Below are 14,686 nucleotides of genomic sequence, written 5' to 3'. Positions count from 1 at the left end.
GGGTGGTTGCCGGAGCTCATCCGGTTGTCTTGGTCTTCGCCGGAGCTCATCCGTGGTGCAGGATCTTGGCCGCACCGTCGAGCCCGTCCGAGGTACCCACTGCGACCAAGAGGTCTCCCTCGGTGAGGTTGAAATCCGGATTCGGCGACGGGTACACCTGTCCGGCCCGCATCACCGCCACCACCGAGACCCCGGTCCTGGTTCGCATCGCGGTCTCCCCCAGCGTCCGGCCGTCGAAGGGCGAGTCCTCGGTGATCGGCAGTTGCCGGGTGTTGATCCCCGGCAGGTCACGGTGTTCCTCCCGCAACTGCGAGACCAGCTGCGGGGCGCCGAGCAGATTGCCCAGTACAGCGGCCTCCTCGTCGGTCAGCGGCACCGAGGCGGCACAGGCATCGGGATCGTCCTTCTTCGAGACGATGAGGTCCGTCCCGCCGTCCCGATGGGTGACCACGCCGATGCGCCTGCCGGTCGACAGCTCGAAATCCTTCCGGATGCCGATCCCAGGAAGGGGAGTCACTTCCACGTTCATGACTCAACGGTAGCGCCGCGCGCGGGATCGGTGCCGCGACGCGCGATATTCGCAGGTGATCAGCGAAAGAAGAGCTGGACGGCGGCATCGCGGGCGATCAGGAATCCCGCGATGCCGAGCACCCAGCCCAGTGCACTGTCCGCATGTCTGGACAGGAAGCCGTCCGCGCGCGCCAGCCAGGGCTCGACCCGCGTGTGCGCCACGGTCCTGGCGAGGATCAGCAGGCAGGCGGGGAGCACCATCACGACGCAATAGCCGGCCAGCAGCCCCGCCGAGACCGCTGGGGACAGCCCACTCGAGATCATCAACCCGATCGCCGCGAGGTACGGCAGCATCGTGACCAGTTCGAGGGCGCCCGCGCTCATCGCCAGGACCGCGACGCCTGATCCGGAGGACTGCGCATCCAGAGCCCTTGCCCGCCACCGGGTCACCCGACCGCCATCGCCACCGCCGGCCTTCGCCCTGGAGTCGAATCGCCAGCTGATGGCGAACAGGCCGGCACCGAGCGCCAACTGCACACCGAGCGCGACGGGTCCGCGCAGCACAGACCCTGCCGCGGCGATTCCGGTCGACGCCGTCAGCAGGACCAGCACCCCCACCGCGAAGTAGAAGCCCGCGATCGCGCCCAGGTACGCGACCATCCGGCGCACCGGCGGCCGCTCCGGGGACATCAACAGCCACAGCGGGATCACCAGCGTCCCCAGGCTGGTGCTGTCCACCAGAGCGAGCGCGACGAGCCCGAGCACGAGTGCCATCTCCATGCAGACGATCATCACCAGCGCGACACCGCCGCGACATCGCCCGTACGCCGGATCCGGCGTCCTCCCTTGGGAGGACGTCACGGGGTTCTCGGTGTGCTGTGATGATGGCGTGTCACGTTGGACCGCCCTGTCCTCATTCGCGCAGAGTGCCCTGATCGCGCTCCTCGCGTTCGCCGCGGGCACCGTGCTCTACTCGACCGCCCTGTACTCGCTCGCGCCGATCTCCGCCGGGGTCCCCGTCCCGATCAGACTGGCGCTGCTGGCCGCGATCTGCGGTGCGGCCGTGTTCCGGCGGGACCGCCCGGTACTGGCGATCTGGCTCGCCACGATCCCCCTCGGCATCGATTTCGCGCTCGGGCCGACCCTGCCGATCTGGCTGGTCTTTTCCGACCTCGTGTACGCGGTCGTGCTGTACGGCACCGCCAGGCAGTCCCGCGCCATGGTCGGCGTGGCAGCGGCGGGCACGACCGTGTGCCTGGCCATCGTGCTGGTCCTCACCAGGAGCTGGCAGCCGTTGGTGATCGGCACGATCGCGGCCTTCGCGTTCGTCGGCACCCCGCTGTGGTGGGGGCGCGCGGTGCGGCTGCACAAGGACGTCGCCGACTCCGAGCGTGCCCGAGCCGAGGCGCTGACCACCATCGCGGCCCTGGATCGGCAGGCGGCGATCGCGGACGAGCGGAATCGGATGGCCCGGGATCTGCACGACGTCATCGCGGGCCACCTGTCCGCGATCGCCATCCAGTCCGAGGCCGCCCTCGGCATCACCGGCCAGGAGTCCGACGAGCGCCTGCTCCGGATCCTGGAATCGGTGCGCGGCAACAGCATCGACGCGCTCGAGGAGATGCGCTCGATGATCGGCCTGCTCCGGACGGACATCGTCGACGAGGCGGCGGCGCCTGGCCGTCTCCGCCAGCTCGCCAAGCTGGTCGACTCCGCACAGGCCGCGGGCACCGAGGTCGCGGTGCTCGACGACCTCGCACCCGGCCAGCTCCCCACCGCCGTGGACCACACCGCCTATCGGATCGCCCAGGAGGCCCTCACCAATGCCATCAAGCACGCACCGGGCCATCCGGTCGAGCTCACCCTTCGGTCGCAGTCCGGGCAGTTGCTGATGACGGTCAGCAATCCGCTTCCACCGCGAGGGTTCCCGTCGGATCCGCCACGCCAACGCACCGGGCTCACCAACATGCGCGAGCGCACCGAGCTGCTCGGTGGCCGGTTCAGCGCGGGACCTGCCCCCGACGGCTGGCGGGTCGCGGTGTCCATCCCGGTCGACGGACCGGCGGCGGGCGCATGATCCGGGTGGTGGTCGCCGACGACCACGCCGCGATCCGGTCCGGGTTGTCGATGATCCTCGGGTCCGCCGATGACATCGAGGTGGTCGGCGAGGCCGCCGACGGCGAGGTGGCGCTCGGCCAGGCCCGCGCGTTGCGGCCCGACGTGGTGCTGATGGACATCCGGATGCCCGGCACCGACGGCATCGCGGCGACTCGGGAGATCACCGCGGCCGGCCTGGCCCATGTTCTGGTGCTGACCACCTTCGACATCGACGAGTACGTGTTCGGGGCGCTGCAGGCGGGCGCCTCCGGGTTCCTGTTGAAATCGGCGACGGCCGCGGAGTTGACGGCGGCCGTCCGCGCGGTCGCCGCCGGGGACGGCGTGCTGGCCCCACAGGTGACGCGCACCCTGATCGACGCCTTCGCGGCGGTCCCGCCGACCCCGGCGCCCCGGCCCGCGGGCCTCGAGGACCTCACCGACCGAGAGCGGGAGGTGCTCGATTGTCTGGGCGACGGTCTGACGAACCAGCAGATCGCCGGGCGCCTGTTCATCGGGGAGACCACCGTCAAGACCCATGTGTCCCGGGTGCTCACCAAGCTCGGTGTCAGCTCACGCGTCCAGGCCGCGATCATCGCCAGGGAACTCCCCGCGTCCTGAGTCCTCCTGCGTCCCGAACCTGCCGTCGGGACCGGGTCGATACGCGCGCACCCCGATGATCGCCACCGCCGGGAGCGGCCCGTACAGATGCGGGAACCGCATCGACTCCGGGTCCGTCGGCACGCCCGGTTCCCAGCGGACCTCGGCCCCGAGTCGCTCCCGGTCCAGGTACAACAGCACGAGATCGGTGCGGCCAGCGAACAGCCGGTTGGCAGGCAGGTGCACCTGTTCGATGCTCGAGAGGTGCACGAACCCGTCGGCGTCATAGGTCTCGGGCAGCCGCGCCCCCGCCCGCTGCGCCTGCCGCCACTGTTCGGCGGTGCAGATGTGTACCAGGGTGCTGTCCGGATGAGTCACCCCCGCAGGCTATCCGGGCACCCCGGCAGTGATCTACGTCACGCGCGAGGCCCGTGTTCCCTGTTAGTGAAACCACAAAGAAACGCCGACGGGAACAACTCCTGAAGCCCAAACGTCTGACAGAGTGGATTCACCGCGCCATCCCGGTGCGGCGGACCAGGCCCCAGGCACCCGGCTTCGGCCGAACGCCAGTACGGAGGAGTCATGCCCGGAACACTGACCAGCCCCCCATTGACCGCTGCCGACCGGTGCGACCGGTGTGGTGCGGGAGCCCGCGTGCGCGCGGTCCTCTCGACTGGTGGAGAACTTCTCTTCTGCCAGCACCACGCCAATGAGCACGAGGATCGACTCCGCGCGATGAACGCCACCATCGTCTCCGATGCCGTACTCGATGAGGCGACGATCTAGGCCGTCAGCCAAACCGGGCGCCCGTTCGGGGCACCCCAGTCAGCACAGAGCCCGCACCTCCCGGTGCGGGCTCTGTCCGGTTTTCAGCGTTGCCGTCTCACCACTGGCGGAGCATCGCGATCCGTTCGGTGAGCTGCTCGACCGTGGCGATCGCCGTCGGCGGACCGCCGCAGACCCGACGCAGCTCACCGTGGATCCACCCGTGCGGCTTGCCGGTCCGATGGTGCTGCATCGCGACGAGCCCGTTGAGCTCCTTGCGCAGCTCCGCCAGCTTGCTCGCGGACGAGACCCGGTCGGCCACCGCGGCGGGCGCCTGGACCGGCGCCGGCTCCCTTGCCCCCTTGTCCAGCTGACCGGCCTGACGCTCACGCAGCAGGGCCCGCATCTGGTCGGCATCGAGCAGCCCCGGCAGGCCAAGGTAGTCCGCCTCCTCGTCGCTACCCGAGAAGGTCGCCGTCCCGAACGAGGATCCGTCGTAGATCACCTGGTCGAGCTCTGCGTCGGCACCGAGCGAGGTGAACGCCTTCTCCTCCTCGCCCGGTTCGTCCTTCTGCTTGTTGGCGTCGACGAGCAGTTCGTCGTCGAGGCCGTCCTTCTCCCTGTGCGGCTTGCCGAGCACGTGGTCGCGCTGCAGCTCGAGCTGGCTGGCGAGGTCGAGCAGCACCGGCACGGAGGGCACGAAGACGCTCGCCGTCTCGCCCTTGGCCCGCATGCGCACGAACCGGCCGATGGCCTGCGCGAAGAACAGGGGGGTCGAGGAGCTGGTGGCGTAGACGCCGACGGCCAGGCGCGGCACGTCGACACCCTCGGACACCATCCGCACCGCCACCATCCACGGCTCGGAGCTCTCGCTGAACTCGGCGATCTTCTTCGAGGCGGTCGGGTCGTCGGACAGCACGACGGTCGGCGCCCGCCCGGTGCCTGCCTCGAGGATCTTCGCGTACGCCCGCGCCACCGTCTGGTCCGTCGCGATGACCAGACCGCCCGCATCGGGCATGCCACCGGCGCGCAGCTGCTGCAGCCGGGTGTTGGCGGCGGTGAGCACCGACGGGATCCAGTCGCCGTTCGGGTCGAGAGCGGTCCGCCACGCACGCGCGGTCTGCTCGGCGGACAGCGGCTCGCCGAGCCGGGCCGCGAACTCCTCACCGGCGTTGTTGCGCCAGCGCGCCTCCCCCGAGTACGCCAGGAAGACCACGGGCCGCACGACGCCGTCGGCGAGGGCGTCCGAGTAGCCGTAGGAATGGTCGGCCTTCGACCGCATCAGACCCTCGCGGTCCGGCTCGTACTGCACGAACGGGATCGCGCTGTCGTCGCTGCGGAACGGGGTACCGGTCAGGGCCAGCCGGCGGGTGGCGGGCTCGTACGCCTCCCGGATCGCGTCGCCCCAGCTCTTGGCGTCGCCGCCGTGGTGGATCTCGTCGAGGATCACCAGGGTGCGCCGGTTCTCGGTACGCACCCGATGCTTGGTCGGATGCGAGGCCACCTGCGCGTAGGTGACGACCACGCCGTGATACTCGGCGGACGTCTGCCCCGTCGAGTTGGTGAAGTTCGAGTCCAGCGCGATGCCAACCCGGGCGGCGGCCCCCGACCACTGGTGCTTGAGGTGCTCGGTGGGTGCGACGACGGTCACCTGGTCGATGGTGCGGTCGCGCAGCAGCTCCGCGGCGACCCGGAGCGCGAATGTCGTCTTGCCTGCGCCGGGCGTCGCCACCGCGAGGAAGTCGCGGGGCCCGGTGGCCAGGTATTTGGTCAGCGCGCGACGCTGCCACGCTCGGAGGGTGGCGACGGGTGCGGGTGGTGTCGATTCGGTACTACCCGTGAGCACTGTCGCTGCCGCTCCTTCTGCACTGTGTCCGTGATGCGATCGGTCGCCGTGATTCGATCCTGGAGGAGCCTAACGCCGACCACCGACGTTCCCCGCATCACCGGCGACCGCGCGTCGCGGCGTGGTCATGGACCGGCGGCGATCTCTGGTAGCGGCAGATTTCTCCCGACACGAGGGGCCTCAATGCGCGGCGATGTGGCCGCGTCGGGAATGCTGGAACCATCATGGACGAGCCGAGCAACGGAGAGCCGGGCGGCGACCAGCCTGCCGGGCGTGCCGATGCGCGCTCGGGATTCCATCCGTTCCACCGGGCCTGGCAGGTCATCGCGAGAACCGCGACGAAGGCCTGGGGCGACTCGATCTTCGGCAAGGCCGCGACGGCCGCCTTCTGGCAGACCCTGTCGCTGCCTCCCCTGCTGCTCGGACTGCTCGGCAGCATCGGCTACGTGGGCGGCTGGTTCGGCCCCGACACGGTCGAGATCATCGAGTCGAAGATCATCACCTTCAGCCGCACGGCCTTCAGCGAGAGCGTCGTCGACCAGCTCATCAGCCCGACGGTGAACGATGTCCTCGGCCAGGGCCGCCCCGAGATCGTCTCGGCCGGTTTCCTGCTGTCGCTGTGGGCGGGCTCGTCGGCGATCTCCACGTTCGTCGACTCCATCGTCGAGGCGCATGGTCAGAAGGACGTGAGACACCCCGTCTGGCAACGTATCTTCGCGCTGCTGCTCTATGTGATGTTTCTCATCGTCGCGGTGTTCGTGCTGCCGCTCGTCGCACTGGGACCCACCCTGATCGGGCAGGTGCTGCCACGATCCTGGTACTCGTTCGGGACCGAGGCGGTGGATGCCTTCTACTACCCGGCCGTCGGCCTGCTCCTGATCATCGGCCTGACCACCCTGTACAAGGTGGCGCTGGCCAAGTCCCTGCCCTGGCACCGACTACTCGGCGGATCGCTGCTCGCGGGCGTCTTCTTCATGGGCGCGAGCACCGTCCTGCGCTGGTATCTCTCCTGGATCACCCAGACCGGCTACACCTACGGCGCGCTGGCTGCGCCGATCGCCTTCTTGCTGTTCACGTTCTTCCTCGGCTTCGCGGTGGTCCTCGGCGCCGAGTTCAACGCGACCATCCAGGAGTTCTGGCCGGCCAGGGCCACCCGGATGGAGCAGATGCGGGAGTGGCTCGCCGCACAGGCCGCGGCGGCCGCACGGGCGCCAGACGGCGCGTCCGTCGGGCCCGTCACGAATCTCACCAGGCGCCTCGCCGGCGGCCCGATGCGGATCACCGGACCGGACCGGGGCAAGCACGAGGCCGCCGAGGACGCGCCCACCGTCGACGAGGCCGAGGGCACCGACGGCGGCCGCTGTCCGGTCGTGGCGGCTCAGTCGCCCGCGCGCAACCCGTCGTAGATCTTCTTGCATTCGGGGCACACCGGCGAGCCGGGCTTGGCCGATTTGGTCACCGGGAAGACCTCACCGCACAACGCGACGACGTGGGTACCCATCACCGCGCTCTCGGCGATCTTGTTCTTCTTCACATAGTGGAAGAACTTGGGGCGGTCGTCATCGGTGGACTCGTCGGTGGTGGTGTCGGGACGTTCCTTGGTCTGAGTGCTCACCCGTCCATGATGACGCACTCCCGCGCGGTGGGCGAGCCCCCGGTAGTGCATTCGACTGCGGAGAGTGGGAAGGTGGACAGATGGCATCGAGTTCGGATTTCGACCGCGCGAAGGGCAACGACGACGCGTCGGGAAACCCGGTTCTCATCACCGATGCGGCCCAGTCGTTCTACGACGAACAGCGCATCCGGGTCCGCAAGTACACGATCCTGATGGCGATCCGGATCCCGGCACTGGTGCTGGCCGCGCTGGCCTACAGCGAATGGGCCAACCCCTGGATCAGCCTCGCCATCATCGGCATCTCCGTCCCGTTGCCGTGGATCGCGGTGCTGGTCGCGAACGACCGCCCGCCGCGCAAGTCCGACGAGCCGCGCCGCTACGACCACCAGGCCCCGACCCCGCCCGCGATCGAATCACAGCAGCACCCCACGATCGAGGGCTGACGTTTCGGCGTCGACCGCCGACCCCGCCGCCACGAGCTGACAAACTGTGGCGGTGAACCGAGAACTGCTCTCCGCCTGCGCTCCGCTCCGCGAGGCCCTGCACCGCACCGAGTACACCGCCGACGCCCTGCTGGAGATGCTCGGCTCCGACGCCCACGACGCGCTCGGCCGCAGCGAGCCCGTTCCTGTCCGCCTGGCCAGCCGCAGCGCGGGCGATCTCGGGGTACTGACGAGGCTCTTCCTTTTGACCGATCCCTGCCCCGCGGCGGAGGTCGCGCACGCGCTGCGGCCGCTCGATCTGGACCGGGCAGTGGTGGTGGGACTGCTCGAGCGCTCGGGCGACGAGGTCCGGGCGGCGCTCGACCTGCGGCCGCTCGATCTCGGCGCGGGCAACCGATGGGTGCTCTCCGACCTGGACGGCAGCATGGGTCCGCGGACCACGGCGCCCGATCACGTCCTCGGCGTCGGGCACGCATCGCTGTCCCTGCTCCGCGCCACCCCGACGACCCCGACCGGGTCGGTGCTGGACCTGGGCACCGGCTGCGGCATCCAGGCGCTGCACGCCGCCGGGTACGCGCGGTCGGTCACGGCCACCGACATCAACCTGCGCGCGCTCGACCTGTCGGCTGCGACGTTCGCGCTCAACGAGATCGACGTCGAGGTGCTCGGCGGTCCGTGGTTCGAGCCGGTCGACGGCCGCCGATTCGACCGGGTGGTCGCCAACCCGCCGTTCGTGGTCGGCCGCGGCCGGGTCGAGCACACCTACCGCGATTCCGGGCTCGATCTCGACGGCGCAAGCGAGCTGATGGTCTCGAACGTGCTCGACCACCTCGAGCCGGGCGGCACCGCCTCCATGCTGGCGTCCTGGGTGCACGTGCACGGCGAGGACTGGCGGTCGCGGATCGCGTCCTGGCTGCCCGCGCACGGCGTGGACGCCTGGATCGTGCAGCGCGACGTCGCCGACCCCGCGCTGTACGTGGGCACGTGGATGCGCGACGGCGGCCTGGATCCGCGGGATCCGGCGACCGCGGCGCAGGCCGAGGCATGGTTGGCCCATTTCGAGGCGGCCGACGTCGAGGGCATCGGCTTCGGCTTCGTCTACCTGCGCCGCACGGACGAGCCGAGCGATGTGCTCGCGGAGGACCTGCGGCACGGCTTCACCGATCCGCTCGGCGGCGAGGCGCTCGGCTATTTCGACCGGCTGGCCTGGTTGCGCGAGCGTGACGTGCTCGAACGGCGCTTCAGGCTCGAGCCGACGACCGCCCTCGAACGGGTGTCGCTGCCGGGCGAGGAGGGCTGGCAGCAGGTCGTGGCCCGCGTGCACCGCGGCAGTGGGCCGAACTGGCAGCACGAGGTGGACGACCTGACCGCCGCTCTGCTCGGCGGAATGCGGCCGGACTCGCTGGCGTTGAACGAGCTGCTCGAACTGCTGGCGGCCGCGAACGGCGAGGATCCCGACGAACTCGCCGCCGCCGCCATCCCGCTGGTGCACTCGCTGGTTCGGCACGGGCTGGTGCTGCCCGCGGAGTTCCCGCGGTAGTTCCCGGCCGGTTCCCCCGGCCCGTCTTCTCAGCAACTTCTCAGGACCGCCGGCGCAAAAATGCAGGTCAGAAGGAATTCCGTGGATCACACGCGGGAACTTTGCACGGTGGCGCGGCGTTGAGCCATATGAGACACCACCGATGAGGAGGCAGGTCATGACAAGCCCCACCACCACCCGCCGGCTGCGCCCCAGCGCCGAGGATCTGGACGCCCAGAGCCCCGCTGCGGACCTGGTTCGCGTCTATCTGAACGGGATCGGCCGCACCGCGCTGCTGACCGCCGCGGATGAGGTCGAGCTGGCCAAGCGGATCGAGGCGGGTCTGTACGCCGCACACGTGCTCGAGACCGGTAAGAGGCTGACCGCCGCCAAGAAGCGTGACCTCGCCACCATCGTCCGCGAAGGCCAGTCGGCGCGCAGCCACCTCCTCGAAGCGAACCTGCGGCTCGTGGTGTCGCTGGCCAAGCGGTACACCGGGCGCGGAATGCCGCTGCTGGACCTGATCCAGGAGGGCAACCTGGGCCTGATCCGCGCGATGGAGAAGTTCGACTACGCCAAGGGCTTCAAGTTCTCCACCTATGCGACCTGGTGGATCCGCCAGGCCATCACCCGTGGCATGGCCGATCAGAGCCGCACGATCCGGCTGCCAGTGCACCTGGTGGAGCAGGTCAACAAGCTGGCCAGGATCAAGCGTGAACTGCATCAGCAGCTCGGCCGCGAGGCCACCGACGAGGAGCTCTCGAACGAATCGGGCATCGCGGTCGCGAAGATCGCGGACCTGCTCGACCACAGCCGGGACCCGGTCAGCCTCGACATGCCGGTCGGCAGCGACGAGGAGGCGCCGCTCGGCGACTTCATCGAGGACGCCGAGGCCACGTCTGCCGAGAATGCGGTGATCGCGGGGCTGTTGCACAGCGACATCCGGTCCGTACTCGCCACCCTCGACGAGCGCGAGCAGCAGGTGATCCGGTTCCGGTACGGTCTCGACGACGGCCAGCCCCGCACCCTCGATCAGATCGGCAAGATCTTCGGGCTCTCGCGCGAGCGCGTCCGCCAGATCGAGCGTGAGGTGATGGGCAAGCTCCGCGAGGGCGACCGCGCCGAGCGGCTGCGCTCCTACGCGAGCTGATCCCCACCCGGGCACTCACAGTCCGGTGCGCTGACCATCCCCCTGAGTGTCAGCGCACCCCGCGCCGGTCGATCCGACCCGCTCCTCCCCCTCGGAGCGCAAGGATCGGCCGGCGCGACTACGTTGCGGCGCTGTCGGTTGCGGGGCCCTATCGGTCGCGGGGCCCTAGCGCAGCCGGCGCGGACCCAGGTCGGCCCGGCTCGGCTCCGGGCCGATCCGAACCCGGGTGTCGGTGATCTCGGCCCCCATCGCACTGGCCAGCACCGGCTCGCAGACGAGCTCGCGCACCTCGGGCAGGTCGTCGGCGAGCGCGGAGACCCGCTGCACCAGATCCACAAGGGCGCTCTTGTCGACCGGCGCCGCGTTCCGGTAGCCGGACAGCAGCGGCGCCGCCTTCGGGGCGTCGATCAGTTCGGTCGCCTCGTCCTCCGTCAGCGGCAGCACGCGGTAGGCGCGGTCACCGAGAAGATCCGAGATCACCCCCGCGAGTCCGAACGAGATCAGCGAACCGAAGGACGGGTCGTCCTGCACCCCGACGACGCAGCCGATTCCCTTGGTCGCCATCTTCTGCACGTGCAGGAGCGGTTCCGCCGACGCCACCGAGAGCGCGCGATAGGCGTCGCGCACCGCGTCTGGGGTGCTGACGTCCAACCGCACCCCGCTGAGGTCGGGGCGGTGCCGCCACCCCTCGCGGGTCGCCTTGACCGCGACGGGGAAGCCGAGCGCCTGCGCCGCGGCGACCGCCTCGTCCTCGGACCGTGCCAGCGTGAAATCCACCACCCGCAGGCCGTAGCAGGCCAGCAACTCCGACGCCTCGAAATCGGTCAGCCAGCGCCCCTCGCCCGCGCCAAGCCACGACTGCACCAACGCCTCCGCGCGGTCGGAGTCGATACCGCTGGGGCGGACCACCTTCGAGGCAGGCCGCGACTTCCACTGGGCGTAACGCCAGGCGCGTGAGAGCGCCAGGGCGGCACGCTCCGGCCCTGGATACGACGGGACCGATCCCCTGGTGGGATGACCGTCCTCCCCTCGGACCGCCAGCACATCCGGGATACCCTCCGCGGCAAGAAATGTCGTCACGATCGGCTTGCTGCTGTCCCGGGCGGCATCGCGCAGCGCCTTCGCGTACGGCTCGACGTCCACGCTCACCGGCGGCACGAACACCGCGAAGACCGAGTCCACCTCGGCCGACTCCAGCGCGGCGCTCACCGCACCGGCGAACTCCGCCGGCGTGGACTGCGCGGCCAGGTCGACGGGCTTCGCAGGCTCGAGTCCCTCGCTGCGCGCCGCTCCCGCGGCCAGCACACCGAGCGCCGACGAGTTGCCCACCACCGCGACCCTCGGCCCCGCGGGCAAAGGCTGGTAGCCGAGCAGCACCGCGCAGTCGAAGAGCTGGGCGATCGAGCCGACCTGCACGACACCCGCCTGGTCGAACAGTGCCGACACCACCGAGTCGTCGATCTCGACCCCGTTCGCGGCGAGCGCCTCGGGCACGGCATGCCTGCCGGACTTCACCGCCACGATCGGCTTGTTCCTGCCGACCCGGCGCGCGATCCGGGAGAACTTGCGCGGGTTGCCGAAGCTCTCCAGGTACAGCAGCACCACCTCGGTCTCGGGGTCCGAGTCCCAGTACTGCAGTAGATCGTTGCCGGAGACGTCTGCGCGGTTGCCCGCCGAGACGAAGGTGGACAGACCGAGCTGACGGCGCGCCGCCTCGTCGAGGATCGCGATGCCGAGCGCGCCGGACTGGCAGAAGAACCCGACCCGGCCCGGCGGCGGCAGCTCGGGCGCGAGGGTGGCGTTGAGCCGTACGGCCGCGCTGGTGTTCGCGACGCCGAGTGCGTTGGGACCGACCAGTCGCATCCCGTGCGCTCGTGCGGCGTGCACCAGCCGTCGCTCGGACTGGCGTCCGTCCGGTCCCGCGTCGCTGAACCCACCGGACACCACGACCAGCGCCTTGACGCCCTTCGCGAGGCAGTCGTCCAGGACCGAGTCGATGGCCTCCGCCGGAACCGCCACCACCGCGAGGTCCACGTCGTCGGGAATGTCGTGCACCGTCGGGTAGGCCCGCACCCCCCGCACGGAGCGGTTCTCGGCATTGACCGGGTAGACCGGACCGGTGAACCCGGCCCCGAGCAGGTTGCGCAGCACCGCGTTGCCCACCTTCGCAGCGTCGGTCGACGCGCCGATCAGTGCGACCGACTGCGGGCTCAGCAGGTTGCGGACGCTCCGGGCCTCCGTGGCCCGCTCGCGAGAGTTACGAACCGCGACAAGGGTTTCAGTCGGATCGATGGCGAACTCGAGCCGCAGCACTCCCCCCTCGTAGGTCCGGCTGACCTGATACCCGGCCTCCCGGAACACGGTCACCATGTTCCGGTTCTCGGCGAGCACCTCGGCCACGAACATGGTCAGGCCGTTCTCGGCGGCGGCCGCGGCCAGGTGCTCGAGCAGGATCGGTCCGAGCCCGCGCCCCTGGTGCGCGTCGGCGACCACGAACGCGACCTCCGCGGACCTGCCGTCACCGACGTCGAGCAGCCGCTCGTACCGGCCGACCGCGATGATCTCGTCGCCGAGCACGGCCACGAACGCGACCCGGTCCTTGTGGTCGACGGTGGTGAACCGCTTGAGGTCACGCTGCGACATCGTCGGGTACGGACCGAAATAGCGCAGGTAACGGGTGCGCTCGGACAACTTGGCGTGGAACGCGATCAGCCGGTCTGCGTCGTCCGGCGAGATCGGCCGCAGGGCCGCGACTCCGCCGTCGGTGAGCAGCACGTCCGCCAGCCAGTGCTTGGGGAACGGTGCACGCGGTTCGGCGTCGGTACCCCCGGTCGCGGGCTCAGTCACGGGGATCCTCCGGGTCGAGGCCGAGCAGCGGGAAGGCAGCGCGACGGGTTGCGGCGATCGCCGAATCCACCCGGACCAGAGCGCGATCCATCGATTCGACGCCGGTCTCCGGGGTGCCGCCGGGTCCGTCCCAGGACAGGTAGGTCGCCTCGCTGCCGTCGCCCATCGTCTCCGGCAGCTCGACGCTCGGCGCCAGCGTCGAGACCCGGTCGCGCCAGGACTGCGGCACCGCGAGCGCGGGATCGATGTCGCGGTCGAGCGCCGCGGCGATCAGGTGCGTCCACGCGCGCGGGACCACCCGCACCAGCCCGTAGCCGCCGCCGCCGACGGCCAGCCAGCGACCCTCCGCGTACCGATCCGCGAGCTGCCGCATCGCCAGGAACGCCGCCCGCTGCCCGTCGACCGTCAGCGAGAGGTCCGCCAGCGGGTCCTCCCTGTGGCTGTCCACGCCGCACTGGCTGATCACGATCTGGGGCTTGAATGCCGCCATCGCCGCCGGAACGACGGCGTGAAAACCCCTCAGCCACACCGAGTCCACGGTTCCGGGCAGTACCGGCAGGTTGATCGTCGCACCCTCGGCCGCGCCCGATCCGACCTCGCTCGACCATCCGGTGTTCGGCCACAGCGTGGCCGGGTGCTGATGGATGGACACGGTCAGGACCCTGGGGTCACCGAGGAAGGCATGCTGGACGCCGTCCCCGTGATGGGCGTCCACGTCGATATAGGCGATGCGATCGAAACCGTTGTCGAGCAACCAGGAGATCGCGATCGCGGCGTCGTTGTAGACGCAGAATCCGGAGGCCCAGTCGGACATCGCGTGGTGCATCCCGCCGCCGATGCTGACGGCCCTGCGGGCCCGGCCCGACGCGATCTCCTTCGCCGCGGTGAGCGTTCCACCTGCGAGAATCGCGCTCGCCTCGTGCATTCTGGGGAAGATCGGGTTGTCCTCGGTACCCAGTCCGTGCGGGGCCACATCGCCGTCCGCGCGGGCGTCCGCCAGTCCCTGCAGCGGCCCGGCTCCTGCTGCCTTGACCGCGGCGACATAGGCGGGGGTGTGGATCCGCAGCAGGTCCGCGTCGGTGGCGGCGGCGGGGCGGACCAGCTCGGCACCCTCGATGAGACCCAGGCTCCGCGCGAGGTTCATCGTCAGCTCGAGTCGGGTGGGGTTCATCGGGTGGTCGGCGCTCCACCGGTAACTGAGATAGTCCGGACTCCAGACCACGGCCCGGTCCGAATTCGGGTGCGCATGCCCCACCGGGGGGCTGGAGGTCGAGGCCATACGATCCACGCTACTTGC

The 14,686-nt window shown here is 70.2% G+C and carries 14 protein-coding genes; 7 read left to right on the top strand and 7 right to left on the bottom strand.

The genetic code is table 11. The annotated features are described in order from the left end of the window. Window positions 1-46 precede the first annotated feature (46 nt). Window positions 47-529, bottom strand: coding sequence for a cation:proton antiporter regulatory subunit (locus JOE46_RS02850; protein ID WP_077041413.1), 483 nt, complete (start codon window positions 527-529; stop codon window positions 47-49). Window positions 530-588: 59 nt separating this feature from the next. Further along, the gene (locus tag JOE46_RS02845; RefSeq protein WP_097211262.1) at window positions 589-1,290 is read right to left on the bottom strand and encodes a GAP family protein; all 702 of its coding nucleotides are present in this window, start codon (window positions 1,288-1,290) and stop codon (window positions 589-591) included. A 109-nt stretch (window positions 1,291-1,399) separates the two neighbouring features. Here JOE46_RS02845 and JOE46_RS26905 point away from each other — a divergent pair, with 109 nt between their 5' ends. Together JOE46_RS26905 and JOE46_RS02835 are read left to right on the top strand one after the other, a co-directional pair. Continuing rightward, the gene (locus tag JOE46_RS26905) at window positions 1,400-2,587 is read left to right on the top strand and encodes a sensor histidine kinase (RefSeq protein WP_179800507.1); all 1,188 of its coding nucleotides are present in this window, start codon (window positions 1,400-1,402) and stop codon (window positions 2,585-2,587) included. Beyond that, window positions 2,584-3,225, top strand: a complete 642-nt coding sequence (locus JOE46_RS02835; RefSeq protein WP_097211260.1) for a response regulator transcription factor — start codon at window positions 2,584-2,586, stop codon at window positions 3,223-3,225. The genes JOE46_RS26905 and JOE46_RS02835 overlap by 4 nt, the downstream gene beginning before the upstream one ends. Here JOE46_RS02835 and JOE46_RS02830 read toward each other — a convergent pair. Then, window positions 3,178-3,582 carry a DUF952 domain-containing protein gene (locus JOE46_RS02830; RefSeq protein WP_097211259.1) on the bottom strand — a complete coding sequence of 135 codons (405 nt, stop codon included), beginning with the start codon at window positions 3,580-3,582 and terminating at the stop codon, window positions 3,178-3,180. The genes JOE46_RS02835 and JOE46_RS02830 overlap by 48 nt on opposite strands. A 204-nt stretch (window positions 3,583-3,786) precedes the next feature. On the opposite strand from JOE46_RS02830, the gene JOE46_RS26250 reads away from it, so the two are divergent. Then, on the top strand, window positions 3,787-3,990 hold the full coding sequence (locus JOE46_RS26250; RefSeq protein ID WP_097211258.1) for a hypothetical protein: 204 nt from the start codon (window positions 3,787-3,789) through the stop codon (window positions 3,988-3,990). A 97-nt stretch (window positions 3,991-4,087) separates the two neighbouring features. Here the strand turns inward: JOE46_RS26250 and JOE46_RS02825 are convergent, their stop codons facing one another. Beyond that, window positions 4,088-5,815, bottom strand: a complete 1,728-nt coding sequence (locus tag JOE46_RS02825; protein WP_097211257.1) for a DEAD/DEAH box helicase — start codon at window positions 5,813-5,815, stop codon at window positions 4,088-4,090. Window positions 5,816-6,039: 224 nt separating this feature from the next. On the opposite strand from JOE46_RS02825, the gene JOE46_RS02820 reads away from it, so the two are divergent. Further along, a complete protein-coding gene (locus tag JOE46_RS02820; protein WP_097211256.1) occupies window positions 6,040-7,221 on the top strand; it encodes a YihY/virulence factor BrkB family protein in 1,182 nt (393 codons plus the stop codon). Here the strand turns inward: JOE46_RS02820 and JOE46_RS02815 are convergent. Then, window positions 7,194-7,430 carry a DUF3039 domain-containing protein gene (locus tag JOE46_RS02815; protein ID WP_077041408.1) on the bottom strand — a complete coding sequence of 79 codons (237 nt, stop codon included), beginning with the start codon at window positions 7,428-7,430 and terminating at the stop codon, window positions 7,194-7,196. The genes JOE46_RS02820 and JOE46_RS02815 overlap by 28 nt on opposite strands. A gap of 80 nt (window positions 7,431-7,510) precedes the next feature. On the opposite strand from JOE46_RS02815, the gene JOE46_RS02810 reads away from it, so the two are divergent. From JOE46_RS02810 to JOE46_RS02800, 3 genes are all read left to right on the top strand, one after another. Beyond that, window positions 7,511-7,873 (top strand): DUF3099 domain-containing protein, encoded by a 363-nt coding sequence (locus JOE46_RS02810; protein ID WP_097211255.1) that lies wholly within the window; start codon window positions 7,511-7,513, stop codon window positions 7,871-7,873. A gap of 52 nt (window positions 7,874-7,925) precedes the next feature. Then, the gene (locus tag JOE46_RS02805) at window positions 7,926-9,413 is read left to right on the top strand and encodes a methyltransferase (protein WP_209926177.1); all 1,488 of its coding nucleotides are present in this window, start codon (window positions 7,926-7,928) and stop codon (window positions 9,411-9,413) included. Window positions 9,414-9,570: 157 nt separating this feature from the next. Next, window positions 9,571-10,542, top strand: coding sequence for a sigma-70 family RNA polymerase sigma factor (locus tag JOE46_RS02800; RefSeq protein ID WP_077041406.1), 972 nt, complete (start codon window positions 9,571-9,573; stop codon window positions 10,540-10,542). A 165-nt stretch (window positions 10,543-10,707) separates the two neighbouring features. Here JOE46_RS02800 and JOE46_RS02795 read toward each other — a convergent pair whose 3' ends face one another. Further along, window positions 10,708-13,389, bottom strand: coding sequence for a bifunctional GNAT family N-acetyltransferase/acetate--CoA ligase family protein (locus JOE46_RS02795; RefSeq protein ID WP_209926175.1), 2,682 nt, complete (start codon window positions 13,387-13,389; stop codon window positions 10,708-10,710). Then, window positions 13,382-14,668, bottom strand: coding sequence for an acetoin utilization protein AcuC (locus JOE46_RS02790; RefSeq protein ID WP_097211253.1), 1,287 nt, complete (start codon window positions 14,666-14,668; stop codon window positions 13,382-13,384). The genes JOE46_RS02795 and JOE46_RS02790 overlap by 8 nt, the downstream gene beginning before the upstream one ends. Window positions 14,669-14,686: the final 18 nt, after the last annotated feature.

This window comes from Rhodococcus sp. PvR099, assembly GCF_017833315.1.
Lineage (GTDB): Bacteria > Actinomycetota > Actinomycetes > Mycobacteriales > Mycobacteriaceae > Rhodococcus_G > Rhodococcus_G oryzae.
Note: the sequence above shows the minus strand (reverse complement) of the source record. Positions and strands in the feature narration are given on the sequence as shown.